We start from the raw sequence: 25,761 nt of genomic DNA on the forward strand, positions 1-25,761 counted from the left end.
ATCGCAATTAAAAGAGCGTCAATGTGAATTAAGCGAGTTAATTAAGAGTTATGACGGTATAGACGATAAGCTTTCCAAAAAGCTTTTAGATTTTATAAATGTAACGACAAATGCATACGAAATTTTTAAAGGTTCGACGATTTCCGAAAAACGTGAATTTTTAAATTTCATATTCTCGAACCTAGAGCTGAAGAGCTGCAAGGTGCATTACCAACTGGTTTTTCCCTTCGATAAACTGCAAGAAGTAGCCAACTGTCCAGACTGGCGGAGAGAGAGGGATTCGAACCCTCGATACAGTTTGACCCGTATAACGGTTTAGCAAACCGTCGCCTTCGGCCACTCGGCCACCTCTCCATGCTTTCGGCTTTACTTTATACCATTTAACTATTGAAATTTCTATAATTATTTTATAATTTTCATTACTTACTGATGTTACGCAGTATTTATCAAATAGGTATATTTGCCGCCATATTTTTTAATTGCTGAAATGCCATTTGATTAGCTTTTACAAGTAGCTTATATTTTATAGCAAAATGGTTAAGGTGAGTTTTTATTTTAAGTTTTTCCAATTTACAGTAAGCTATTAGTACAGAAAAAATATGGTTACATTGTGAACGAATAACTTTAGTCGGAGACTTTATAATGGTACCCAAAAACTAGACAAGAAAATAGAGAAAAGTAGGTATAATATCTCCTAGGAAAAGGAGCAAAAAATGAAAAAACAAGTTAAAAAATATAGCGCAGAAGAAAAAGCAAAAATAGCAATTGAAGCAATATCTGGAGAAATGACTATAGCTCAAATTACCAGCAAATATGGTGTTCACGCTAATCAGATTTATAAATGGAAGAAAGAAGCTTTAGATTTTATGGTTTCTGGATTTAAATCGAAATCTAAACAACAAGATACCGGCCAAGAAGATTAATTAAATCATTATTTGAGCAAATAGGCCAGTTAACAGTTGAAAGAGACTGGCTCAAAAAAAAATCTAGTATCTTTGGATTTAGAGGTTAGGAAAAAAATGATAAGTTATGCTTCAAAATTAACCATAGCAAGACAATGCGAACTTTTAGATTTAAACCGCTCAAGTTACTATTACCGAGCTAGGAATACCTTAGATGATAAGGAGTATAGAGTACTGAACAGAATTGATGAGATTTTTACAGAGCATCCCTATTATGGTACTAGAAGAATGTCTCATGTCCTAAAATCGGAAGGGTTAAATGTTAGTCGTAAGATGATAAGAAAATATTATAAAATACTTGGTATTGAAGCAGTATACCCAAAAATTAATTTAAGCCGTAGGAATCAGGCTCATAAAGTATACCCATATCTATTAAATAATATAGAGGTGGTTTGCTCCAATCAAGTTTACTGTGCAGATATTACTTACATAAGATTAAAGCAAGGTTTTGTATATTTGGTTGCTATAATGGATTGGTATAGTCGTTATATTTTGAGTTGGCGGGTGTCGATTAGTTTAGAAAATGATTTTTGTATTGAAGCTCTAAATGAAGCAATATCTATACATGGCAAGCCTGACATTTTTAATACGGATCAGGGAGTACAGTTTACATCAAAAGATTTTACTCAAATACTTGAGCAACAAGGCATAGCTATTAGTATGGACGGCAAAGGCAGAGCCTTAGATAATGTATTTATTGAACGTTTTTGGAGATCTTTGAAACAAGAGAAGATTTATCGTTTTGATCTTGAAACGGTACGTGAAGCAAAGATAGCTATCAGAGATTATATAGAATTTTATAATAAGCAAAGACCTCATCAATCGCTTGAATATAAGACACCTAAAATGATACATTTTGCAGAAAAACTAGAAAATTACCAAGAGGCTATATGACATAGAAAATGCAAACTTTACTTTGAAAAACCAATACATTAATAAAGGAGAATTACACCTCTAAAATTTAAAAAATTTGTCTAGACAAAGGGTACCACCTCACTTTGCCAAACTAGCATTTTGCTTTATTGATTTGTGATATTCTTCGATACGCCACCGTTTTTGATAGAGTTCGTAGAAATATGGAACTTCTAGGCTTAAATCATTGGTAATCAAGTATAATATACCTTGTTTGCCGTTCTCGTTTGTGAAAACTTTTTTGAGTAGTTTGACCGGAAAATCAACTTCTTTAATCCAAACCGTTAAAGTAGTATTATCTTGCATATTTAATGATTCAATACGTTTAAAGTTTCCTAGTTGCTTATCTTGTGCAGAAATAGCTATTGTTCTATTGGATTTAATACCTAAAATAAATTTTTTACGGCATTCATAGTGAATAAACTTTATTGTTTCCTTTGACGAAAACCAATTATCCGCAAGAACGTAAGCAAAGCTTATGTCATTTTTAATAGCTTGTTTGACTAATTGGCGAAATAATTCGTTTTTATTACTACTTGATTTACGTTTTTCACGTCTGGTTTCTACATCACAAAATTTAATATCTTTTTTTATAACTTCATAACCTACAGGGACACTGATATCGCCATAACGGATTAAACATGATAGTAAATTAATACCCTTTACATGCCTACCTTTAGCATGAGAGTAATGCCAACAAATTATTTCGTTTTCATCCGTATATGCTTTCTCTTCAACTGAATCGTCAATAATTAAAACTCCCTCATCTACTTTATCCTGCTGTCTAACTAATCCTTTAACATACGACCATAGCTCTTTAGAACCGTACTCCCCACTATGTAAAAATCTAGTGATTTGATCATGGCTAAGCTCTCCCGATAATAATTCCGATAACCCTGTTGCCGTGGCGTACTTATTTTGACTAATTAAGTAATCTGTATAAATATCTAATAGTTTGTCCTGCAATTCTTATCTCTACATACATTTTTAAAGCTTAGAAATTATATAATTTTTTTACCTTTTTCAATCTATACCTGCGTAACATCTATTGCTAACTGATGATTAACGCTTAAAGCTTTATCTATTTGCTCAAAGATATTCTCTCTATGAATAAAATTACTTATCGACATAGCAGGTAAATTGCTAGTAAATACTCCGCTAATATTAGCCGGCTTAATGGCATGAGCGTATTTATCTTCCAATATTTCTTTAACTGCAGGGCTTATCTCAATTAGCCTCATTAAATTCTGTCTAACATCATCAGCTTTAATATTAACTGATTTAGTACATAAATATTTCTTACCTTCAGGGTCTATAGTATATTGCTCCTTTATTGCGATTAATTGTTGCTTAAGTAAAGTAGGTATTGCCTTTTCTTCTATTTTCTTAACACTTAATTTAGTTAGCTGGCTTAAATACCAATCGCTACTACCTCTATTACTTGTTGCCATTACGTCCCTTGAAGGGTTTAACGGCTTTGTTCTATAATGACCTTCATAAGATAAAGAGAATTCTTGGCGATCGCTTAAGTTTACTTTAACGTTATATCCTTCTTTATTACTAGAACTCTCTAAGTACTTATAAGTAGTAAAATATTGATCGGACTTTATATTACCGTTAATTAATTCAATTAATATATTAAGTAACCCCATTAAAGCATTATCGGGTATAGCTTTACATATTACTGAACTCGCAGCACTTTTCATGAAGTCGGGTACCATGTTTGAATAAGGTATTGCATTTAATAAACCTTTAATAAAACCTTTCTCTGTTTCTTTTACCTTAGCCAAATTTGGATTATATTTTATAGTCGGCCAGTCTAATATCTCTTCACACTTTATCGGTTTACCGATACTAGGATCAAAGCTATCTAATAAAGGAGGTAAACGATGACCGATTATTGACAGTAATCCGTCTAATAAAAAAGAATTTTCTTTTAATTTAGCTCCTATCATCGGTATTTTTTGTAACCATGCTAATTTTGTAAGTATTTGATTAACAACTTCCGGCTTAGTTATTTCAGGAAATAATCTATAAACTTTTCCGACATGCTGGTTACAACTATTAATAAAGTTTGGAGCAGAAAGGTAAGTTATTATATCTAAATTCTCAATCTCAAATTTTGTTTCATGGTTAATAATATTCGACTTTAGCTCTTCTATCTGCATTACTGAGCCTGGACTATCAAAAGTTACAGCTTTTACTTTCGGATAGCTAAAATCACGATGAGAAAAATATATGCTAAGCTCTGCAAGCCATGCACCAAGCCCGTAGCCGGTAACTGATAAGTGGTAATCATTATTTTTTGCATACTCAGTAGCCTCTTTAGTAACTACGTAAGAAGTAATTTGTTGAGAAACTATTTGTTTACCGAATACCCCTTTAATATCTGTTTGTCGGTAATTGATAAATGATAATCATTATTTTTTGCGTATTCTATAGCTTCTTTAGAAACTACATAAGAAGTAATTTGTTGAGCAACAATTTGTTTGCCTAATACTCCTTTGATATCTGTTTGTATGGATGAATTACCTTTAAACAAATCTTTTAATTCTAGTGTTGTACCTCTATGAGCAAGTACCGCTTGTTTAGTTTGCTCATTGACGTATAAAGTGCCGTAATATCCTGCATTATCGACTTTAGTAAATACTTTATGTACATACCAGTTTTTAAGATGAGAATTATATTTAGCCAAAGGATCATCGCTTTTAAAAAGCACTTTCTCTTTATCTTTACTATCTAAATAGACATGAGAACTAAGCAGACCATGAGTAAAATCGTTAGGATAGTACTGATATTGTTTATTATTCTGAATAATTTTGTTTTCAATATTTTCTATTAAACTCATAGTAGAGTTTGGATATGTACCCCAAATAACGTTTCCAACAAAATTATTATTTTGTATCTTGCTAGCTATCTCCTGCACCTGCTCTTGTGTTAAATGAAATGTACTCAAATCTAGATTTGAAAATGAAGGATCATTCACCGCTAGTTTATTAAGTATATTTTGATAATCATTTTTAGAATTTGATACAGTAGCAGTAGTCGAAGGAGTTAGTGAAGATTGTGCTTTCATAAATATCCTATAAATAATTATTTTATTATTTTCAGATTAAAAAACACTTAAAAGATTATGTTTGTAATGAGCTTAAAATTAAAAATATTTGCTTTTAGAATTTTCAAAACCTGTAATTGTTAAAACCCTAAGCTATTAAACTTAACTTTTCAACTAAAATTTAATTAAAAATTAATTTTTAGTTGTTTTGTGAAAAAAAGTGAATAAAAATAATAGAGTTAACAAAAATGACATAAACCGTTACCGATAGAATCTTCTGAATATTGCGGTAAAAGCCTATTAATACCAAGATATCTATCGCATAGTTTTCTTTAGTTGCTTTTCGATTATCGGCATATTTAAATCTTTTGCTACGGTACGAAAGCGTCTAAGGTTTCGTCTATAATTTTTTGTGCTTTTTCGGGTTTTTTAATACCAAGCGTTTGAAGATTATCAATCCGATCAAAAAGTTTAATTATTATTGTATCATGTCTTTGGCTTGCAACTAATATATTTAAAATTTCTTCGGAACTAATTTTGCCGTGTTTTTTATTCCTACTTAAAGATTCAACCCCAGCCGCTACTTGTTCACCAAACGCTTCTGCTATTTGTTTTTCTGTAAGCTCAGTATCTTCAATATAGATGCTTAATAATATGGAAAAATCATAATCGCAGTAATTTCGATCTTAAATCTTTCAGAACTAACTTCCCCGACATGTATGACCTATATATCAAAGAATCTAGCTCTAGAGTTTTTAAATTGTGTTAACAGTTAAATAATTAATTATGATATAATAAATTTATAAAATTTAAATAGTTAGAGGTTTGTATGAAAGTTCAACATTATAGCCCGCATAATTCAAATCCAAGCTCTCCAAATAATAATAAAGCTTCTTTAACCACTTTTGAATCAGTTATAGAATCATATACTATAGCATTAAAAAATCTCGAAAGTGATCCGAAACCAATAGAAATAAATAATTTAGCAAAATATTTTGAGAGTGATGAATATGGAAATTGTTATATTTCTAAACAAGTTGAAGATAGAAACGTTGATGAAATAAAAACAATATTACATTTAGAAGAAAAAGAAGAAAGAGAAATATTAAGAGAAGTTGCATTAAAAGTGTGCGATTCTTCTTATAGAGAAAAATTAAATATAGAAAATCAAGTTGCTAGAGGAATATTTATAGAGGCTGCAGATCAGTTGGATAGGTTAGGAGAAAATACCACCGATCTTTTTAATAGTTATGACTTACCGTATTAATAAAAATATGAAATCTGATAATAAAAATTCTTGATAATCACTTAAATCTTCATACGGAATGTAATATAACTATACATTTTTCCTTACCTCTATTAAAGCACTTTGAATTTTTGCAATCTGAAATTGATTCTAGATATATAGGAATCGCTAAGTTATGCTGCGGCTTTTGTGATAAATATTTAGATATGGAAGAATATAACCATAGAGGAACTCACGGAGTACAGCGTCATTCAGAAAGCTTGATACAAGCGAATTTTTCTGGATTCGCCTGTGCTCACGTATTATTATACGCTGCGCAGGCTCACCTTTAAATTCACATTGTCTAAATCTTTCTGAATTTAGCTGTATGTGATGGTGCGTGGAAAATGTATTCAAATCCTTTTGATGAAATATTTAAAGCACAAGTATTAGGTAAAAACCCTAAAGAAATAATAGCAATTACAAGATTGTACAAATCTAGCAGAGTTAAAAGCTAAATTAGGTTTAATTCCTGAAACTTCAGCAGCTCAAACTACTACTACAACCACCACAACTTCTACTGCTGAAAACATAATGTCCTTGCCTCTTAGTATAGAGGATATAACATCTCAGGTTAACGTAGTAAATTTAGGGGAAACACCAGCAGACTTCTCCTCTCACGAGTTATAGAGGTTAGTTTTCTTCTGACTAATGAGAAACTAATGTAAGTCACAATCACTAAAAGGATATCTAAAATAACCGCTCATCGATATTTCAGCAGAGGGTATTTCTTCAGTGATAGTTTTATTTACCATATTACTTATCTGTTTTTGTATTAAAGCAGCTTTAATTATAATATTAGGTACTTTAACTTTTATCTCTGGAACGTAATTATTTGATATTCCTAATTTTTTATGTATACCTTCTTGCTGTGGATAGATAGGAGTTTTTTCTGCTGTTTTTTCATTATTATCCTGTTCTTTATCATAAGTGCTTTCTTGGTAGATTGCACTATCAACACCAAGCAGCTTTTCTATAATTACAAAATCATTAATACATTTTCTTAGTATTGAGCCATCAACAAAATATTCAGGATGTTCATCTGCTATCTTTTTAATTAATTCAGGATATTTTTTAGCAAATTCTATTACACATGTAAAATCTCGTTCTTTTTCTCCTTTGCTCATTATAGCTAGGTTAATTGCTTCAAAACACAACATCTGTGCTATTTCTAAATTTTCAGGTGTTGCTAAATCTCCAAGTTGTTTCTTAAGATATGTATTTTCCACATAACCTAATGTACCCCAATTATTGCCTAATGGATCTTCAACGCTCCAGATTCCTTTACTTGCCAGTTTTGTTATTATATCTAAAATAGAAACATACATCCCTGCTTGAAGTTTCTGTTTAACTTCAAGCACTACAAGATTGAATTCTCTTTTTTCAGGTATAAATTTGGTGGTTTCATTGTTTTTTAAAAACTCTGGTGCTTCTTTTTCAAGGAGTTGTTTTGATTCATTAGTATCTGGATGATCAAAACCCAAAGTACTAACACGCATTAAATAAGCTTGCTTATAAAGTTCTATGGCCTTCTTTGTATCACCTAAGCTATCATAAGCCAATCCGACATTATTAAGAGATTGAGCAATATCAGGGTGATTGCCTTGGTATAACTCTTGGTGCATCTTTAGTGCTTCTTCGTAATATTTCAGCCCTTTAGAGCTATTGCCTAATTTATCATAAGCCCCTCCGACAGAATTAAGAGATTGAGCAATATCAGGGTGATTGCCTTGGTATAACTCTTGGCGCATCTTTAAAGCAGTTTCAAAATAACTGATAGCTTGCTTAAAATCACAAACTACATAATCGTAATATGAAGCTAGTTTATTATATAAACTTGCCTGTTTCTCTTTTTCAAATTCTTTATAATTGTCATTTACTATTTTGGTAGCTTGGATATAAAATAACTCTGCTGTCTTCCAATCATCATCAGGGTTTGCGTCAATAGTAGGCATTAATTTTTCTAAAACTGTTATTAAATTAATACCTATGTCCTGTAACGATAATGTATTATTAGGGCATATTTTTACATATTGTTGTACTTCCTCTTGTACTTCTCTATGTAGCTTTATCCCAGGTTTGCTTGCTTTGTTTATTGCGTCAACTAACGATAATGCTTGGAGTGTTCTTATGCATTTACCTACTTCAATAGAATTTAGTTGTAATAATTCTTTAAATATTTCTATACTGATAAAATCAGTATCTAGGTAAGCAGCATATTGTAACATTTCCCAAGCTTTGGGTGATTTCTCTAATAACCTTAATAACATTGCAGTTTCTTGGTTTATAATTTCAGTTTTTATTGTATTAGCATGTTCTGTGATATATTCCTTAATAGTTAGAGATTCATTTAACTCCAAATAAGCTACCGCTTTTGATAATTTATAAGGAACTACCCCTGTTTCTTTTATTAATTCCTGTGCGTCTTTATCCGTTACTCTTCCCGGTAAGCTTTTTTGTATATATTTTTTTGAATCTGGTTCAGTGAGAGCTAAGAGCTTAACAGGATAGGCTTCTAACAAGTTATCTGCTAGTTTATTGTTTCGACAGGTAATTATTACTTTTACTTTAGAAGGAAGGTTTGCTATAAATTCTTTTATATCTTCATAACGTTCAACATTATCAAATATAAATAAAACTGTATTATCACTGCTATTTTTAAGCTTAGCATTTATTAAATTAATAATTATGTTTATAGGTTGAGTAGCATCAATTCCTAGCTCAATAGCTAAAGCATGATAATCTTCTGTTATTTTCTCTTTTGTATCACTATTAAATAATCTAACCGTAATATCTTTATTCTTTTGAATTCTTGCATATTCTACCGCACAACTACTTTTACCTATTCCAGGTATGCCACTAATCTTTACATATTGATAAGGTTTTTCTTGATTAAAAGCTTGATCTATATTTTTAAATATTTCTTCCCTGCCGACAAAATTTTTAACTAAATCTTGCAGTTTATCTCCAAGTTTTATTTTGTTAACTCTAAATATTTGATTATAAGATTCTGTATAACTCAATATAGAAGCAGAACCTTTTAACATATTTTCAATAAAAGAATTTATTTCCATTAACCTTAACAATTGATATTTTAACTCTTCAATCGGAATAGTTGAAGAATATATAATTTTTTTGCCGTCAACTTGCTTTATCTTATATTGTTGTTGTAACTTAATTAACTGCCTTACTCCAATTTCTTTTAATTCTTTAATGTCTGCAAGCTCTTTTTCATTACTCTTAGCTAAACGAGATAAACACCAATCAATACTTCCCTTAATAGGCGATAATACATCTTGATACAAATTTAATGTTTGTGTCCTATAATGCCCTTCATAAAAAAGGGAAAACTCACCTTTAGGTGATGTTATTTTCTGTAATGGATAACCTTGTTCGGCTTTACTTTCTAAATGTTTATAAACCTCCCAAATTTGTTCGCTTGCGATATTACCGCTAACAAATTGATCTATTACCTCTAAAAAGCTTCCAAGCGTTGTTGCCGTAATACCTTTATATATTAAGCCTTCGTTATCTTTCGATTGATATTTAATACAAGGCCAATCTAATACCTTTTCATACTTTACTGGTTTACCAGTTTTGGGATCAAAAGTAGCGAGCAAAGGAGTAAGTAAATGACCTGCTAATGATAATACGCCTGCTAACAAAGGGGTGCAGCTTTTAATCAGTGGTGCTTTATTTACCACATTTATTATTTTGTCTGTATGTTCGGCTGCCGTAATTTCTGGAAATAATCTATAAGCTTTATGAATATGCGGATTACATACATTTACAAAGTTTGGAGCTGATAAATAAGTAGTTATGTCCAGAATTCTTACATCAAAATCAATTTCATAACTATGAATACTTGACTTAAACCCGTCTATAGTTAATGCAGAGCCAGGGCTATCAAAAGTTATCGCCTTTGCTTTCGAGTAATTAAAATCACGATGAGAAAAATATAAACTTAGTTCCGCAAGCCATGCACCTAGCGAATGACCGGTAAAAGATAGATTATAACCATGCTGTTTAGCATGCTCGACAATTTCTTTTGTGGCAATATATGCTACAGCTTGCTGCGCTACTATTTGACCACCTAAAATACTTTTAAAATCTGTTTTAAACGGTGAGTCTGTTGTTAATAAATCACCAAGCTCTAATGTAGTACCTCGATGAGCAAGTACCATCTGCTTTGTCTGCTCATTGACGTAAGCAGCACCATAATACCTACCTGCCGTAGGATCATTAAATACCTTATAAACTTTCCAATCGGCTAACTGCTAATTGCGGACTTTTATTTGTTCATCATTCTTGCCATCAGCAACAAACTTTACTGCATCACCATTTTCGGAATTTACATAAGCATGAGAGCTAAGTAATCCATGCACAAAATCATTAGGATGTTGTGTTAAATGTATTTTGCTTAACTCAAGATGGACAAATGAAGGATCGTTTGTTGTTAGTTTATTCAATATATTTTGATCATCATTTTCAGAATTTGAAGAAGTAGTAGTTGCAGATGTATATTGTTCTTTCATAAATATCCTATAAGTAATTATTTTATACTTTTAGGTGAGAATAGTTAAAAGATAAGGTTTATAATGAGCTTAAAATTAAAAATATCTACTTTTAAAAATGTCAAACCAATGATTGCTAAAAAACTAATATTTTAAATTTAGTTTTTCAACTAAAATTTAATAAGTTTTCAACTTTTTAATTATTTAATAAAATTATGAGTTGAAAAGTTACCAACAAGGTTGAAAATTATCCTCAAAAATAGCCATAGGAAAATCTTGAAACAAAGAGTGATTTTTTGCTAAATACCTATTACATAAGCTCTTTAGTTGCTCTTCTATTATCGGCATTTGCAATTGAGTAGCTAGGGGTATAAATGAATTCTTTGTTTCGTCGATAATTTTCTGAGCTTTTTCAGGCGATTTGATGCCGAGGGTTTGAAGATTATCAATTCGATCAAAAAGTTTAATTATTATATCATGTCTTTAGCTTGCAACTAATATATTTAAAATTTCTTCGGAGCTAATTTTGCCAGATTTTTTATTTCTACTTAACGATTCAACTTGATTTGCTATTTGATCGCCAAATCCTTCGGCTATTAGTTTTTCTGTAAGCTCCGGGAGAGTAGACCAGCAGAACTTCCCTACTAGTCTCTCGCAGAACGGTGCATGAAACTCTCGCTTCACACCGCTCCCATTAGGCAAACGCACCTATTATTTGAAATAGTAAATGGTTTTGTTGTATTCAAAATTTCCTCCTTTTGCAAGTTGCATTTTAAATATAACTACCTAACGCAATCCCTTCGCTCCACCTCCATTACAGAAGCTTCTTCGCTACTACGAATTGCTCCGCCCTAGTTCCTTGCATCGGTACTCTCATATTCAAGGTATCCACTTTTTATATTTCTTCCTTAACATCAAGGCGACTAGTTCCCATAGTTCCTTATAAAAGCCAAGATCAGAATCACGCTACTTCTACGCCGGACACCACTTACACAGTAAATCAGGTTTCTTGTAAATTTATCCTAGAAGGAGGATACGCTTCTAGTTTTGATGTCAAACTTCCACTTTTACGACGCGTCAACAGTAGTTCAGGTTTATTCGTCTTTCTGATCCATACCTGCCGAGTTTATCTCGACTTTTCCTCAGTCGCTCACAACCATCACTCTTTATGATAGCTGCACTGGGTGGTTTGAAGCCCGCTCCTGTAAACCGACTCCGAAGGACCTTCCTTCATCTTCTATAAAGCTTATGAACAAGTAGTTGTTATTCTCTTGTTTCACTATGGCACACTATCTTCAATAGTATCGTGAAGTATTGCCGTTACTAAAATATGAGTTTGATAATATTCCGATTTTCTAGTAGCGGTATAATTTGCTAGCATATAAGCTACCTCAAGCGGATGATATAGCTCACCCGTTTGTCTCTTTTGGTTACCGTGATATTTTTTGGCGTAATAAATAGCTTTTTCAATTTGAGCTATGTCTACTTTTTGACTACTAATCTCATTTAGTTGCTTGATTTTATCTATTAGACGATTGGAATAGTAACATGATTTAAAATTTAACTTTTTCATAAGCTTACTCCCAACTAATATCATTTTTATTAGCTGTTGGTATTAGCACGGGCATATAACAAATCAGGCTTGAGCCTTTAAAGATCACTACCAAACAAACTGTAATGTTTGTTAATATATAGACTTAAGAGAAATAAATTGCTGATTAAAAGCTTTCTGTTGATTCTTTAAAATTTCTTGTGTTTCTTCCGAATAAATATGGTAAGTAGTACTGCCGGATTCTTTTCTAAAATTTCCCATTTTATAGCCATATTAAATATAGCACTTAATTTGGCAAGACAACGATTAGCCGTAGTCTTGCCTGTGATACGTGGATCGGCACTATTAGGCTTGAGACAATTATTAATAGATGTTACGCAGGTATAGATTGAAAAAGGTAAAAAAATTATATAATTTCTAAGCTTTAAAAATGTATGTAGAGATAAGAATTGCAGGACAAACTATTAGATATTTATACAGATTACTTAATTAGTCAAAATAAGTACGCCACGGCAACAGGGTTATCGGAATTATTATCGGGAGAGCTTAGCCATGATCAAATCACTAGATTTTTACATAGTGGGGAGTACGTGAGGTGGTACCCTTTGTCTAGACAAATTTTTTAAATTTTAGAGGTGTAATTCTCCTTTATTAATGTATTGGTTTTTCAAAGTAAAGTTTGCATTTTCTATGTCATATAGCCTCTTGGTAATTTTCTAGTTTTTCTGCAAAATGTATCATTTTAGGTGTCTTATATTCAAGCGATTGATGAGGTCTTTGCTTATTATAAAATTCTATATAATCTCTGATAGCTATCTTTGCTTCACGTACCGTTTCAAGATCAAAACGATAAATCTTCTCTTGTTTCAAAGATCTCCAAAAACGTTCAATAAATACATTATCTAAGGCTCTGCCTTTGCCGTCCATACTAATAGCTATGCCTTGTTGCTCAAGTATTTGAGTAAAATCTTTTGATGTAAACTGTACTCCCTGATCCGTATTAAAAATGTCAGGCTTGCCATGTATAGATATTGCTTCATTTAGAGCTTCAATACAAAAATCATTTTCTAAACTAATCGACACCCGCCAACTCAAAATATAACGACTATACCAATCCATTATAGCAACCAAATATACAAAACCTTGCTTTAATCTTATGTAAGTAATATCTGCACAGTAAACTTGATTGGAGCAAACCACCTCTATATTATTTAATAGATATGGGTATACTTTATGAGCCTGATTCCTACGGCTTAAATTAATTTTTGGGTATACTGCTTCAATACCAAGTATTTTATAATATTTTCTTATCATCTTACGACTAACATTTAACCCTTCCGATTTTAGGACATGAGACATTCTTCTAGTACCATAATAGGGATGCTCTGTAAAAATCTCATCAATTCTGTTCAGTACTCTATACTCCTTATCATCTAAGGTATTCCTAGCTCGGTAATAGTAACTTGAGCGGTTTAAATCTAAAAGTTCGCATTGTCTTGCTATGGTTAATTTTGAAGCATAACTTATCATTTTTTTCCTAACCTCTAAATCCAAAGATACTAGATTTTTTTTTGAGCCAGTCTCTTTCAACTGTTAACTGGCCTATTTGCTCAAATAATGATTTAATTAAATCTTCTTGGCCGGTATCTTGTTGTTTAGATTTCGATTTAAATCCAGAAACCATAAAATCTAAAGCTTCTTTCTTCCATTTATAAATCTGATTAGCGTGAACACCATATTTGCTGGTAATTTGAGCTATAGTCATTTCTCCAGATATTGCTTCAATTGCTATTTTTGCTTTTTCTTCTGCGCTATATTTTTTAACTTGTTTTTTCATTTTTTGCTCCTTTTCCTAGGAGATATTATACCTACTTTTCTCTATTTTCTTGTCTAGTTTTTGGGTACCATTATAACGGTTCTAAAGAGCTATGGTCGTATGTTAAAGGATTAGTTAGACAGCAGGATAAAGTAGATGAGGGAGTTTTAATTATTGACGATTCAGTTGAAGAGAAAGCATATACGGATGAAAACGAAATAATTTGTTGGCATTACTCTCATGCTAAAGGTAGGCATGTAAAGGGTATTAATTTACTATCATGTTTAATCCGTTATGGCGATATCAGTGTCCCTGTAGGTTATGAAGTTATAAAAAAAGATATTAAATTTTGTGATGTAGAAACCAGACGTGAAAAACGTAAATCAAGTAGTAATAAAAACGAATTATTTCGCCAATTAGTCAAACAAGCTATTAAAAATGACATAAGCTTTGCTTACGTTCTTGCGGATAATTGGTTTTCGTCAAAGGAAACAATAAAGTTTATTCACTATGAATGCCGTAAAAAATTTATTTTAGGTATTAAATCCAATAGAACAATAGCTATTTCTGCACAAGATAAGCAACTAGGAAACTTTAAACGTATTGAATCATTAAATATGCAAGATAATACTACTTTAACGGTTTGGATTAAAGAAGTTGATTTTCCGGTCAAACTACTCAAAAAAGTTTTCACAAACGAGAACGGCAAACAAGGTATATTATACTTGATTACCAATGATTTAAGCCTAGAAGTTCCATATTTCTACGAACTCTATCAAAAACGGTGGCGTATCGAAGAATATCACAAATCAATAAAGCAAAATGCTAGTTTGGCAAAGTCTCCGACTAAAGTTATTCGTTCACAATGTAACCATATTTTTTCTGTACTAATAGCTTACTGTAAATTGGAAAAACTTAAAATAAAAACTCACCTTAACCATTTTGCTATAAAATATAAGCTACTTGTAAAAGCTAATCAAATGGCATTTCAGCAATTAAAAAATATGGCGGCAAATATACCTATTTGATAAATACTGCGTAACATCAGTTACTTATTTAAATATTATTCATAATCATGCTTGGATGATTCTGTAGAAGTTTCGCCATAGCACATATTGTCGTATCATCATAACACCAAAAAACAGGTAATCCTTTCCGGCACTCTAAATGATCAATTAAACATTCTATAGCTTCAAGCTTTGTCGTATTTTTACAAATATTAAAAAGTTGTGTGGTTATGTGACAAATAGAGTCAGTGTCATCTTTATATTTATCTATCACGGATGTTAAGATTTCAATTCGCTTTTCTAAATCAAGAGAGATAGAATTTAAAATTAATAACTTTACTATTTTAAATTTTGTTGCATCGTTACAAATATTAAAAAGCTGGGTTGACAACTAGAATCAGTATCACCTTTATATTTATCCATCATATATGTTATGGTTATGGTTTGCTTTTCTAAATTGCGAGAGATAGAGTCTGAAACCAATGATTTTATTAAGTTAATTTAAAAGTTTTATAAATCAGAAGTTACTAAAAAATTTTGTAATTCTTCTAAATTACTTATATTACTTAATTTAAATGGGTAATTAGTTTTTTTAAGCATGTTTATTAGTATATTTCCGGCACCTATTTCGACTATATTCGTAACCTGTAATTTATTTAATTGTTCGAGAGTTTCTCGCCATCTTACTCGACCGCATATTTGCAAAATTAGATTTTGTTTAATTTGATTAATATCCGTTACCGGCTGAGCGGTAAAATTTTGTATCACCGGAATAAGCGGTTTATTAATAACCGTTTGATTTAACGCAATTTGCATTTTCTCCTCGGAAGGCTTCATTAAACTACAATGAAAGGGTGCGCTAACTTTTAATTTTATAGCTTTATATCCCAAATCCTTGACTATAGAGATAACTTTCTCGACCGCTAGGACTTTACCGCTAACCACTATTTGACCTACTATATTATCGTTAGCTATTTGACATACGCCGAATTCACTTACCTCTTCGACTATTTGCTCAAGCTCCTTTAAATTAATATTTATGCAAGCCGCCATAGCCCCCTCCCCTTCAACGCATGCTTCCTGCATTGATCGGCTTCGTACGTTTAGCAATTTCGCCGTATCCTCTAGGTTAATGCTACCTGCTGCACATAATGCCGTGTATTCTCCTAAAGAATGACCGGCAACGTAACTACATAGCTCATCAATATTTTTTTTCGTTTGCTCTTTAATGACATTTATTATTGCCATGGATACAGCCATTAATGCCGGTTGTGCATTGATAGTTAGCGTAAGTTTATCCAAGGGACCGTTAAAAATAATATCTTTAAGTTTACGCTGTAATACTTCATCGACAATATCAAATGTTTCTCTAGCTATTTTAAAGTTATCGTAAAACTCTTTGCCCATCCCTACTATTTGCGATCCTTGCCCGGGAAAAATAAACGCTGTGTTCATAATTAATTATCTTGAAGGTTAATATAGTGACATTACGAGAATTAGCCTTAACCTGTCAATTATTTTAGTTATTTTGAGCTTCTTAAATGCTTGACTGTTGCTCAAAATATAATTGTGAAGACAAACGGGCGTTGTTGCATGGTCCAATAAAAGCAGCAGTATGTCATTCTAGCTAAAGGCGGGAATCTAGACTTTTTCTTATCATGCTGAACAAGTTTTGCGCATCTTTTTTAGTACAGCGTCATTCATAAAGCTTGATACAAGCGAATTTTTCTGGATTCGCCTGTGCTCACGTACTCTAGTACGCTGCGCAGGCTCACCATTAAATTCATCTTGTCTAAATCTTTCTGAATTTAGCTGTAGATCCTGAAATAAATTCAGGATGACTTTTATACTTTTTTCTAGATTCCCGCCTTTAGCTAGAATGACATACTGCTGCTTTTATCGGACCATGCAACAACGCCTAAAGCAGAAAAGTATCACACTTCTGAAAGTTTTTTTGCTTCATCATCTGCTACTAAAGCTTCGATGAATTCATCTAATTGACCGTTTTTTACTATTTCTTCTATTTTATAAAGGGTTAAATTTATTCTATGATCCGATACCCTGCCTTGCGGAAAGTTATAAGTACGGATACGCTCCGACCTATCACCTGAACCGATTTGACCTTTGCGGGTATCTGCTCGTGACCGGTCTTTTTTACGACGCTCTTCTTCGTAAATTCTGGCTCTTAAGATTTTTAACGCTTTAGCTTTATTTTTATGCTGGGATTTCTCATCTTGCAATGCAACGACGATACCGGTAGGGAGATGGGTAATTCTGACTGCCGAATCTGTCGTATTAACATGCTGCCCTCCGGCACCGGAAGCACGATAAGTGTCAATCCTTAAATCTTTCTCTTCAATTTTAATGTCAACTTCTTCTACTTCGGGAAGCACTGCAACCGTTGCAGCGGAGGTGTGAATCCGACCGTTTGATTCGGTTTCCGGTACTCTTTGAACTCTATGAACGCCGGACTCAAATTTTAATTTAGAAAATACGTCTTTGCCCTTTATTGAAGCAGTGGCTTCTTTATAACCGCCGATGCCGGTATCGGAAATTGACAATATTTCAAAACGCCATTTTTTTAACTCGGCATATCTTTGATACATATTAAATAACACTGCCGCAAAAAGCGCGGCTTCCTCGCCGCCGCTTCCGGCTCTCACTTCGATAATAGCACTTTTACTATCGGCTTCATCTTTCGGCAAAAGGGCTATTTTTACCGCTCGTTCTAATTTAGGAGTCAAATCCTCCAAACGATTAACTTCATCATTCACCATTTCATAAGTTTCGTTATCTAAGCCTTCTTCTAACTTAAGTTCCCGCGCTTGCTCTAACTCCGATACGGCTTTATTATATTGTGTAATTTTCTCAACTATATTTTCAAGTTCCGCATATTCTTTAGAGGCTTTAACAAACTCTTCCCCGACTATACCGGTAGATAATTTTTTGGATAATTCTTCGTATTTATCCAAAATCTTTGCTAAATTATCAGAAAAACTCATATATCTTTTGTTGTTAATTATCTGTAGATTGTGATTGTGGCGGAGGATTAAAAAAACATTGTCATACCGTGACTTGAAAACCTTAATAAAAAGACTGGATACCGTGGTCAAGCCGGCGTTGTTGCATGGATCGAAAATTGCCATGAAAAGGGTGTCATTCCCGCGTAGGCGGGAATCCAGCCTTTTTTTGTCATGCTGAACTTGTTTCAGCATCTCTTGAAAAAGATCCTGAAATAAATTCAGGATGACTATAATTTTCCGGATTCCCGCCTGCGCGGGAATGACACCGAGGGCGTTTTTAACCATCCATGCAACAACGCCGGCTTGACCCACTACTGTACGAACGTTTAAATAAAGAGGTAAAAATTCTGTCATTCCGTGGCTACGACCACTTCAGTCCAGCTTATAATATCATAAAAAGATTCTAAAATAAGTCTAATATGGCTTTATTTTCCTGGATGCCGTGGTCAAGCCACGGTATGACAATGTTTTATAACAATAACAAATTTATTTCACTACCACTTTAACGTCGGGGCTTACGATCATAATAATTTGCTTACCTTCCATCTTAGCGGGCTGATCAATCTTTGCTAGTCCTTCTAATTCTATTTCAATACGTTCAAATAATTTTTTACCGAGTTCATTATGAATAATTTCCCGACCTTTAAACCATAAAGAAATTTTTACTTTATCGCCGTCTTTCAAGAACTCTTTTATTTTACGCACCTTAACGTCAAAGTCGCCCTGACTAATATTAGGCTTAAATTTCATTTCCTTAAGTACGATAATTTTTTGCTTTTTACGTGCTTCATGTAAACGCTTTTTACTTTCATACTTAAATCTACCGAAATCCAAAATCTTACACACGGGCGGTTCCGCATTGGGTGAAATCTCCACTAAATCGAGACCGGCTTTTTCAGCTTGCTCCATTGCTTCCCTTATACCCACAATACCGTGCATTTCACCGTTTTCGCCTACTAAACGAACTTTGCTAGCTCTAATTTCTCTATTCGCTTTAGGAAAATTATTTTTACCTTTAGAAATAAACTTATCTCCTATTATTTAAAATGTTATACCCAACCAATTTGAAGAGTTACGATTTATATCATTCCCGCCTTCGCGCGGCGTTGTTGCATGGCTAATAATTTACCGTATTGTGGTTATTATAAGTACGGTGTCATACCGTGGCCCCTCCCACGGTATCCAGAAAAACCTTAATAAAAAGCCTGGATGCCGTGGTCAAGCAACTAGATGACACCGAAACACTTTGCAAAAATTCGAGCCATACAACAACGCCTACAGCTTCTCGCAATAACGGCTTACGTTTTTGCTCCTTAAGTCACCCCCCTGCATCTTTAGCTAGAATGACACCGATAAAGTAGAAAAACAATAACACTAAAACCGACTCTTCATTTCTTATGAGTAGTATTATACTACTCGCATATAACTTATTCTATATCAAATTACAAGTTAAATAGCATCATATTATTTTATTTGCCTGTAAAAATTATGAATTTGTATAATTTTTACTTTTTATATATTCATTTTTCTTGGTAATTTTTTGTGAACAAATTATTCCAAAACCGATAATAAATAAAACTAACACTCCGGTAACTGCAAATTCTTTAAGTAACATGAGGAATATTATCGAGCTTAATAAAAATATTCCAAACACAAGCGCACAAATTTTACTTATTTTTGCGTTTTTTTCATAAGCTTTTAAATTTTTTAAATCTAGATCATGACGGTGAATTTGTTCTTTTTGCGCCATATTTATTAGCTTCTCTAAAGTACCGGGGTGAAGATTTTCATATTCGGACATTACATCAATCGGCGGTAAAATATGTTGAAATTTTTTACGGTAAAAATTATTGTCTAGCTCACGCGAGTTTAAAGGTTTAGAATATCCTTTATTTAATCTATTATTTTTTGTAAAAAAATTTTTAGTCTCTTTCATATTCATTTCTATTTTTTGTCACTTCTTATTTTTTGAAACGAGCAATTTAGATCATCTTCAATTATTTTAAAATAATCAACTATATGTATTTCTTTTCTTTTTCTTATAGAATTTTTAGTAATGCTGAACATATTTATAATATCCCGCAAAACAAGTCTTATAAAATTTTTATTCATTTAAATTAACATTTATAAAATTATAATCGGGAATTAAAGGCTCACCCCTAAAATTTATAGCATTATTAAATTTATTGCAACAAGTTATAAATTTTTTATTGCAACCGCTAGTGAGCCGTGTATTCTTGGTAGCTTTAACATTTTCCGGTATAATACTCTCAACTATAATCAAATCACCTAAATGATCAAGGATTTTACTACTAAATAAATTATTACCTAACTTGACTTCCCCGCCTCTATAATATCCACTTTCCTTATCTAAATTTGATATAGTAAAGCTTTTCTTAAAAAATTCTTTTACGTTATAGAGCGAGCTATATAAATTTTTATCTACAGTGCATTTATTATCGCCGAAATTTGCTCGACAGGTTTTACTAAAACTATTAATTATGGTTTTATTGTATTTTACCGTTTCAGGCTTTAAATGCATTTTAAAGTTTAAATCATATTTGGTGTAGATACTACAATAATATGTTATAAAATGCTCGAAAATATCGTTAGTATATAATATTATTTTTACTGCCGCACCTGTTAAATCCATAAACTTCTCTATCCCGCCGCTTTCAAATATTCCTTCTACGGTAATATAATTTTGCGCAGAATCGTTAAACTCCCCTTGTTTTACAAATAAACCTGAATTCGGAAAAAAACTTATATCACCGTTTTTAAGCAGCTTATCGCTACTTGTTAGATATAGCTCTTTTCCTTCCGGTAATTTAATTTGAAAACAATAAGTAAAATTTTGTAGTTTTGCAGTAATTTCTTCAATATTTTCGGATGATAGAATACTCATAATATCACTTCCGTTAATTCTATAGTTGATAATTCAATAGAGCCGTCACTGCAATAAGCATATTCAAAACTATCGCTTTTGAACCTTACGGCTACGTCAAATATAAAATCGGCAGTTAAAATTTGTTCTTGTTCTAAGGCTTTTGGTAAAGTTATTATTCCTTGATTATAGTCTACACTATAATCGGTTTTTGCATTATCAATATATAATACTATACTATTTTCTACGGGTTTAGTGATAGCTCGGCTATAGGGGAAAATAGGATCATCATATAATTTGCTTAAATAAAATTGCTTTTGACTTCCATCGCCTTTAGCAATAACTTCACCGGTTACTTTATAATCGGCGTAATCTCTAAAACGAAAAGCAAAATTACTACCTCGCCTGGCTTTAAAAAAACTATTAAACTGATTAAATTCGTCGCTACTTAAAAGGCAATCTTTAATCAAATATTTTTGACAGGCATTCATGCGGTCTAAATGCCGCACTTCTCGCCCTGACATCGTTAAAGCATGAGAAGTCGCAAACTCCGCCTTCCCTACAGCGAAAACTTCAATAAATTCCGGCATACGTATATTATGAAAATTCATAAATCTACCTTTTATTAATTTTGGAATTTAGGTTCTATGAATATTTCTTAATGTTCATAGAACCTAGGATTGGTATATAAGTAAACTCTTTTTTTTCCCCCGGTTTCTTGAGTTCCATACTCTTTAATTACTGTAAGATTCTGAAAATTAAAAGGGGATACTCCTATATCTAAAGGACGAAAACCTCCTAATTGTATATCTTTGTTAAAGCATTCTTCAGCAATATCATGAGTAATTAAAGCGTAATTAAAATTCGGTAGAATAGTATCTAAAAAATTCTGTATTTTATTATTAGGCCAATGAATAAAAACATCCTTTACTATTAACAAATCCCCAATTAATAAACCATTATCTTTTAATTGATCAAAATCTTCTATTTGAGAAAACTGAATATTGTCCTTGCCGTATAATTTTTTATTATTTTCTATAACTTTTTTTACTACATCCACACCTTTATAAATTTTATTATCAGGCACGTTTATTAATTCCATAATTTGAAAATCACCGCAACCATAGTCTATAATAGTTTTAAACCTTGAATCATTAAAATATTCTTGTAATAATTTTCTATACACTTCCGTATTTTCTTCATACGATCCAGGACCAGAACCTTTACCCCATTTATCATTATCGTATATATAAGTAAAAATTTCTTTCTCAGTAAAAGATTTTCTCTCAAGAATAATGAGCATTCCTGCTATAATAAAAAGTAATAAAATTAAATTTTTAATATTGTGATTTATTCTCATTCTATTGATCAACCTCTTTAATATCTTCTTTAATTAACGAACGAAAATCTTCATCCATATCTATAAACCATCTTTTTACATCAATTTTTATTGATATATCAGATTCTTCCAAAACGTTTTGCAAAGCAAATAATTGCTCATCACTAATATTATCCATAATACAAAGATCAAGGTCAGAAAATTTCTTATAAGTATCTTTAACTCGTGACCCATAAGCATAAAATTTATATGGATATTTTTGCAGTATAGAGTGTAATATTAATAAATCTTGTTTATCAAGATGGATCATTATACTTCTCCAAATTTCTTAAAAGTTCATTTACCGCATTTGAAAAATCATCAAAAATACTAATCACTTTTTCAACATTTTCTTCATTATAAGTATGAACAGTAATATTACGAATTTCAATAAATTTAAACCATATGCGAGGATCTGAAATTAAACCGCTAACGGCAGCCTCACGAAATATTTCTTTTAAAGTATAAGGAGTTTTGCCAGCTTTTTCGCAAAAACGCTTCATTATTTTCCAGCTCAATTCATAACAAAACTCAAATGCCTTAATACTACCTGCTTTATTTTGCTCCGTGTCTAAATGCAAGCGAAACTCTTCAAACTTATTGCTCGCTCGAAGTAAACTACTAATATCGATCCCCTCAATTAAATGTGTCATAATCTATACCCTTATAAAATGAAGAATTGATATACGAAGTTCAACTTGGAAAAGAGCAAGGAGCCTGTAAGCCGAGGAGCGGAGCGTACTCTTGTACGTGAGCATCTGAGGACTTACAAAGGCGACGATGCCAATTTTTCAAGTTCAACGAGTATACCTCATTATTTTTTGCTTTAACAAAGCTTGGTAATTTATTATTAGTTTTGTACTAATCAAGTCATTACTATCTTTGAATTTCATATTACCCGCTTTTATACCCGCTAATATATAATTTTGTAATTCAAATGAATATACGGCTATTTTATTAATAATTTTGTCCGCAAGCTCTAGCGAAATATTACGATTCTTATCATTAGCAAAAATACATATTTCAAATTCTATCCTCGAAATATTTTGTTTCAAATTTGCCATATTATCAACATTTAACATATTAATTAGCAAAAACGGATATTTTGCATCTTGCATAATAGAAAGATATATTTGATCAATGCTTTGCCTTATTTCATCTTCATTGGCGAGTAGCTTATATAAGCTTAATTGAAAATCACCGATAACATCATGATACATATATTTCTAACGCTATAATATTTAAAAATTTACTTTTTTCATCAACATTAATAATGCGTTTAATTTCAAATTGCCGTTCCTTAAATAAAATACGCATTTTAGTAGTGACGTTCTTTATGAACCTAATTTTAAAAAGAAAAAACCCCTCCGTTACTACATGCCCGAAATTTATATTCTCTAACGCAATAAATTTATTATCGCATAAAGGTTTTATTTCGGCATAGACAGTTAACTTCTCTTCCCATCGATCTTTATCTATAGAACTTGCGGCAAAATTCTCTAAAAACTTAATTTGATGCTGAAAATTCCTTACTATTGATTTTGGCCGAGTAGAAATCATAGCTCTTACCATCCTTTAATTAATAAAGTTTCATTGCTATGATAGCCCTCACAGGTAGGGTCGAGCAATGGCGCGGTAGGTCTTATTACCCCCGTTTTCCATCACCCGCCTCGTCAAACGTAACGTACAGATTTCCCGTATTACGCTTTCCTGATAACTTCTTATCATTGCCTATGGCCTATCCGCTGTTATTGCTTTCAAAGGTCTGTAATATCGAATTTGGTAATCGTTATACAATCCCATCTTCTCATACAAGTCTCTCCTACTCCACCTTTCCCAGCCGAAGCCTTTCAATCCACGTGATTTCATTAAATGGCGTCTTACTTTCTTCTCTACCCAGTCTCGTACATATCCAAAACAACGGCTAGAGTTACCAATCCTAAAGTAATTTATCCAGCCTCGCAATATCGGGTTGATAAGGTATGTTACTCTATCAACTGGTTGCGATATAAACTTGCGGAATATCTCTTTTAGTTTTTCTAGCAGGGCAGTTCGCGCTCTCATTCTAGGCGTCTTCTGGATTCCAATTTTACCTTGCGTAGTTTTTACTCGTCTAAAATCAAAACCCAAAAAGCTAAATGTCTCACCATTCTTTAGATCGACTGTCTTTGTCTTCTCTTCGTTTAGTTCAACCTTTATTTTTAACAATTCTTGTCTTAGCCTTATATTGATTGCTTTCTCTATCCACTGCCATTTTCTATAGCCGTCAATCAGTATGATCAGATCGTCAGCCCATCTAACGTACTCTATGTGGTCATAGCCATCTTTTAGTTTGCTCACACACTTTGCTCTTTCTAGCATTTTATCTACTTCATTTAGGTAAATATTGCTTAAAAGAGGTGATAGTGGCCCGCCTTGAGCTATGCCTCTTTTTCCACCAGCTTTAACTATCAGTTTTAGTAGTTTCATAACATCTTTGTCATTTACACGCTCTGCTATCTTTGTAAATAGCTGGACGTGAGCAATCGTGTCAAAGTAAGAGCGTAAATCTACATCTATTACTCTTGTCTTTTCCTTAATTGCTGCTACTGTAACTATTTCGATAGCTGCAGCTGCAGTCCGTTTAGGGCGATATCCATATGATCCCGGTTGGAAGTCAGCTTCAAATATTGGTTCTAAAATCAGTTTTAGCACTCCTTCCACTACCCTATCTTTGATAGTTGGTATGGATAACTTCCTCATTTTATTTCCATTATCTTTAGGAACTGCCTTTACCCTTTTCCTGTCAGGATAATAGGTTCTGGATTGTAATTCTGTTTGTATGTTTTCCAGAAATTGTTCAACTCCAGCTAACTCTATCATTTCAAAGGTAACACCATCTATTCCAGGTGCTCCCTTATTATGCTTAGCTAGCGTGTAGGCTTCTCTTAGTGTTTCTATCTTACATACATGAACATATAATCCCCAAAATCGCCATTGCTTTTCAGCTTTAGCTTTGATATATATCTTCCTTCTCAGGTCTTGTAATTCTATAGACGTTTTTATCATTCGTCTTTACCTCCCTTGTTGTTGGAATAATGTTATCAGTAGGGTGCCTTTGCTCCACAGACATTACCCTGCTTCATTGCTAATACACACCCATCCGCCATCCTCTCATCTTCAATTCATTTCCTAGTGTTTCTAGTTATAGAATCTACCTTGCTCCAGAAGATTTCTTCCTGGGATGAGGAGGACTTCTCCAGTCACTTAATATGTCCTTATTATCATGCTGCCACTACCACTCCGCCGAAGTGCTCAACTGTATCAGTTAGCTTTCAGTTGAACATATTGCCTTCACTCTACGGTCGCTAGCTCGGCCTTCGGGGCTTCACAC

The 25,761-nt window shown here is 32.5% G+C and carries 27 protein-coding genes, 1 tRNA gene and 5 pseudogenes; 7 read left to right on the top strand and 26 right to left on the bottom strand.

Annotation, left to right across the window (positions count from 1 at the left end; genetic code table 11):
• Positions 1 to 262: 262 nt before the first annotated feature.
• Together AAHM91_RS01360 and AAHM91_RS10995 are read right to left on the bottom strand one after the other, a co-directional pair.
• Positions 263 to 354, bottom strand: a tRNA-Ser gene (locus AAHM91_RS01360).
• Positions 355 to 446: 92 nt separating this feature from the next.
• A pseudogene (locus tag AAHM91_RS10995) lies at positions 447 to 647 on the bottom strand (IS701 family transposase); the annotation flags it as partial.
• A gap of 66 nt (positions 648 to 713) precedes the next feature.
• On the opposite strand from AAHM91_RS10995, the gene AAHM91_RS01370 reads away from it, so the two are divergent.
• Together AAHM91_RS01370 and AAHM91_RS01375 are read left to right on the top strand one after the other, a co-directional pair.
• The gene (locus AAHM91_RS01370; protein WP_342269627.1) at positions 714 to 923 is read left to right on the top strand and encodes a transposase; all 210 of its coding nucleotides are present in this window, start codon (positions 714 to 716) and stop codon (positions 921 to 923) included.
• 72 nt (positions 924 to 995) lie between these two features.
• Entirely contained in the window at positions 996 to 1,856 is an 861-nt protein-coding gene (locus AAHM91_RS01375; protein WP_342269821.1) for an IS3 family transposase, read from the top strand.
• Between the two features lie 102 nt (positions 1,857 to 1,958).
• Here AAHM91_RS01375 and AAHM91_RS01380 read toward each other — a convergent pair.
• The 4 genes and pseudogenes from AAHM91_RS01380 to AAHM91_RS01395 form a co-directional block, all read right to left on the bottom strand.
• Positions 1,959 to 2,840 (bottom strand): annotated as a pseudogene (locus AAHM91_RS01380) (IS701 family transposase); the annotation flags it as partial.
• Positions 2,841 to 2,902: 62 nt separating this feature from the next.
• A complete protein-coding gene (locus tag AAHM91_RS01385) occupies positions 2,903 to 4,042 on the bottom strand; it encodes a hypothetical protein (protein ID WP_342269629.1) in 1,140 nt (379 codons plus the stop codon).
• Positions 4,043 to 4,233: 191 nt separating this feature from the next.
• The gene (locus AAHM91_RS01390; RefSeq protein ID WP_342269630.1) at positions 4,234 to 4,950 is read right to left on the bottom strand and encodes a hypothetical protein; all 717 of its coding nucleotides are present in this window, start codon (positions 4,948 to 4,950) and stop codon (positions 4,234 to 4,236) included.
• Between the two features lie 350 nt (positions 4,951 to 5,300).
• The gene (locus AAHM91_RS01395; RefSeq protein WP_342269822.1) at positions 5,301 to 5,585 is read right to left on the bottom strand and encodes an HD domain-containing protein; all 285 of its coding nucleotides are present in this window, start codon (positions 5,583 to 5,585) and stop codon (positions 5,301 to 5,303) included.
• A gap of 173 nt (positions 5,586 to 5,758) precedes the next feature.
• Here AAHM91_RS01395 and AAHM91_RS01400 point away from each other — a divergent pair, with 173 nt between their 5' ends.
• Both AAHM91_RS01400 and AAHM91_RS10910 read left to right on the top strand, forming a co-directional pair.
• Positions 5,759 to 6,196 carry a hypothetical protein gene (locus AAHM91_RS01400; RefSeq protein WP_342269631.1) on the top strand — a complete coding sequence of 146 codons (438 nt, stop codon included), beginning with the start codon at positions 5,759 to 5,761 and terminating at the stop codon, positions 6,194 to 6,196.
• A 110-nt stretch (positions 6,197 to 6,306) separates the two neighbouring features.
• Positions 6,307 to 6,507, top strand: coding sequence for a hypothetical protein (locus AAHM91_RS10910; protein WP_410526151.1), 201 nt, complete (start codon positions 6,307 to 6,309; stop codon positions 6,505 to 6,507).
• Between the two features lie 366 nt (positions 6,508 to 6,873).
• Here the strand turns inward: AAHM91_RS10910 and AAHM91_RS01415 are convergent, their stop codons facing one another.
• The 5 genes from AAHM91_RS01415 to AAHM91_RS01435 all read right to left on the bottom strand — a co-directional run bounded on the left by AAHM91_RS01415 (position 6,874) and on the right by AAHM91_RS01435 (position 12,541).
• The gene (locus AAHM91_RS01415) at positions 6,874 to 10,398 is read right to left on the bottom strand and encodes a tetratricopeptide repeat protein (RefSeq protein ID WP_342269632.1); all 3,525 of its coding nucleotides are present in this window, start codon (positions 10,396 to 10,398) and stop codon (positions 6,874 to 6,876) included.
• Positions 10,399 to 10,491: 93 nt separating this feature from the next.
• Positions 10,492 to 10,749: a hypothetical protein gene (locus AAHM91_RS01420; RefSeq protein ID WP_342269633.1), complete on the bottom strand. Its 258-nt coding sequence runs from the start codon at positions 10,747 to 10,749 to the stop codon at positions 10,492 to 10,494.
• Positions 10,750 to 11,211: 462 nt separating this feature from the next.
• Positions 11,212 to 11,412 (bottom strand): hypothetical protein, encoded by a 201-nt coding sequence (locus AAHM91_RS01425; RefSeq protein ID WP_342269634.1) that lies wholly within the window; start codon positions 11,410 to 11,412, stop codon positions 11,212 to 11,214.
• A 595-nt stretch (positions 11,413 to 12,007) separates the two neighbouring features.
• On the bottom strand, positions 12,008 to 12,301 hold the full coding sequence (locus AAHM91_RS01430) for a hypothetical protein (RefSeq protein WP_342269635.1): 294 nt from the start codon (positions 12,299 to 12,301) through the stop codon (positions 12,008 to 12,010).
• Positions 12,302 to 12,412: 111 nt separating this feature from the next.
• On the bottom strand, positions 12,413 to 12,541 hold the full coding sequence (locus tag AAHM91_RS01435) for a hypothetical protein (RefSeq protein WP_342269636.1): 129 nt from the start codon (positions 12,539 to 12,541) through the stop codon (positions 12,413 to 12,415).
• Positions 12,542 to 12,729: 188 nt separating this feature from the next.
• On the opposite strand from AAHM91_RS01435, the pseudogene AAHM91_RS01440 reads away from it, so the two are divergent.
• Positions 12,730 to 12,870, top strand: a pseudogene (locus AAHM91_RS01440) (IS701 family transposase); the annotation flags it as partial.
• A 103-nt stretch (positions 12,871 to 12,973) separates the two neighbouring features.
• Here the strand turns inward: AAHM91_RS01440 and AAHM91_RS01445 are convergent.
• Positions 12,974 to 13,810, bottom strand: a complete 837-nt coding sequence (locus tag AAHM91_RS01445; protein WP_342269489.1) for an IS3 family transposase — start codon at positions 13,808 to 13,810, stop codon at positions 12,974 to 12,976.
• Between the two features lie 7 nt (positions 13,811 to 13,817).
• On the bottom strand, positions 13,818 to 14,117 hold the full coding sequence (locus tag AAHM91_RS01450; RefSeq protein WP_045812944.1) for a transposase: 300 nt from the start codon (positions 14,115 to 14,117) through the stop codon (positions 13,818 to 13,820).
• 77 nt (positions 14,118 to 14,194) lie between these two features.
• Here AAHM91_RS01450 and AAHM91_RS01455 point away from each other — a divergent pair.
• Positions 14,195 to 15,124: pseudogene (locus tag AAHM91_RS01455) on the top strand (IS701 family transposase); the annotation flags it as partial.
• Positions 15,125 to 15,152: 28 nt separating this feature from the next.
• Here AAHM91_RS01455 and AAHM91_RS01460 read toward each other — a convergent pair.
• The 4 genes from AAHM91_RS01460 to infC form a co-directional block, all read right to left on the bottom strand.
• Positions 15,153 to 15,494, bottom strand: a complete 342-nt coding sequence (locus tag AAHM91_RS01460) for a hypothetical protein (RefSeq protein WP_342269638.1) — start codon at positions 15,492 to 15,494, stop codon at positions 15,153 to 15,155.
• Positions 15,495 to 15,613: 119 nt separating this feature from the next.
• Positions 15,614 to 16,558: an ACP S-malonyltransferase gene (fabD, locus tag AAHM91_RS01465; protein ID WP_342269639.1), complete on the bottom strand. Its 945-nt coding sequence runs from the start codon at positions 16,556 to 16,558 to the stop codon at positions 15,614 to 15,616.
• A gap of 479 nt (positions 16,559 to 17,037) precedes the next feature.
• On the bottom strand, positions 17,038 to 18,105 hold the full coding sequence (prfA, locus tag AAHM91_RS01475) for a peptide chain release factor 1 (RefSeq protein ID WP_253308574.1): 1,068 nt from the start codon (positions 18,103 to 18,105) through the stop codon (positions 17,038 to 17,040).
• A gap of 507 nt (positions 18,106 to 18,612) precedes the next feature.
• Positions 18,613 to 19,167: a translation initiation factor IF-3 gene (gene infC / locus AAHM91_RS01480; RefSeq protein ID WP_341794181.1), complete on the bottom strand. Its 555-nt coding sequence runs from the start codon at positions 19,165 to 19,167 to the stop codon at positions 18,613 to 18,615.
• Positions 19,168 to 19,340: 173 nt separating this feature from the next.
• Between infC and AAHM91_RS01485 the strand changes: the two genes are divergently transcribed.
• Positions 19,341 to 19,487: a hypothetical protein gene (locus AAHM91_RS01485; RefSeq protein WP_342269640.1), complete on the top strand. Its 147-nt coding sequence runs from the start codon at positions 19,341 to 19,343 to the stop codon at positions 19,485 to 19,487.
• A gap of 257 nt (positions 19,488 to 19,744) precedes the next feature.
• On the opposite strand, the pseudogene AAHM91_RS01490 reads toward AAHM91_RS01485, so the two are convergent.
• The 9 genes and pseudogenes from AAHM91_RS01490 to ltrA form a co-directional block, all read right to left on the bottom strand.
• A pseudogene (locus tag AAHM91_RS01490) lies at positions 19,745 to 20,062 on the bottom strand (DUF2335 domain-containing protein); the annotation flags it as partial.
• Positions 20,063 to 20,230: 168 nt separating this feature from the next.
• A complete protein-coding gene (locus AAHM91_RS01495) occupies positions 20,231 to 21,031 on the bottom strand; it encodes a DUF2163 domain-containing protein (RefSeq protein ID WP_342269641.1) in 801 nt (266 codons plus the stop codon).
• Positions 21,028 to 21,621 (bottom strand): phage distal tail protein, Rcc01695 family, encoded by a 594-nt coding sequence (locus AAHM91_RS01500; protein ID WP_342269642.1) that lies wholly within the window; start codon positions 21,619 to 21,621, stop codon positions 21,028 to 21,030. The genes AAHM91_RS01495 and AAHM91_RS01500 overlap by 4 nt, the downstream gene beginning before the upstream one ends.
• A gap of 47 nt (positions 21,622 to 21,668) precedes the next feature.
• Entirely contained in the window at positions 21,669 to 22,370 is a 702-nt protein-coding gene (locus tag AAHM91_RS01505; protein WP_342269643.1) for a hypothetical protein, read from the bottom strand.
• A gap of 1 nt (position 22,371) precedes the next feature.
• On the bottom strand, positions 22,372 to 22,659 hold the full coding sequence (locus tag AAHM91_RS01510; RefSeq protein ID WP_342269644.1) for a nucleotidyltransferase domain-containing protein: 288 nt from the start codon (positions 22,657 to 22,659) through the stop codon (positions 22,372 to 22,374).
• Entirely contained in the window at positions 22,646 to 23,041 is a 396-nt protein-coding gene (locus AAHM91_RS01515; protein WP_341792999.1) for an HI0074 family nucleotidyltransferase substrate-binding subunit, read from the bottom strand. Before AAHM91_RS01515 ends, AAHM91_RS01510 begins: the two co-directional genes overlap by 14 nt.
• Positions 23,042 to 23,185: 144 nt before the next feature.
• The gene (locus AAHM91_RS01525) at positions 23,186 to 23,608 is read right to left on the bottom strand and encodes a hypothetical protein (protein ID WP_253308566.1); all 423 of its coding nucleotides are present in this window, start codon (positions 23,606 to 23,608) and stop codon (positions 23,186 to 23,188) included.
• Complete coding sequence (locus tag AAHM91_RS01530; protein WP_342269645.1) at positions 23,598 to 23,948, bottom strand: phage head closure protein; 351 nt, start codon at positions 23,946 to 23,948, stop codon at positions 23,598 to 23,600. Before AAHM91_RS01530 ends, AAHM91_RS01525 begins: the two co-directional genes overlap by 11 nt.
• Positions 23,949 to 24,119: 171 nt before the next feature.
• Positions 24,120 to 25,436 carry a group II intron reverse transcriptase/maturase gene (ltrA, locus tag AAHM91_RS01535; protein ID WP_342269646.1) on the bottom strand — a complete coding sequence of 439 codons (1,317 nt, stop codon included), beginning with the start codon at positions 25,434 to 25,436 and terminating at the stop codon, positions 24,120 to 24,122.
• Positions 25,437 to 25,761 lie beyond the last annotated feature (325 nt).

This window comes from Rickettsia endosymbiont of Orchestes rusci, assembly GCF_964030945.1.
Taxonomy (GTDB): domain Bacteria; phylum Pseudomonadota; class Alphaproteobacteria; order Rickettsiales; family Rickettsiaceae; genus Rickettsia.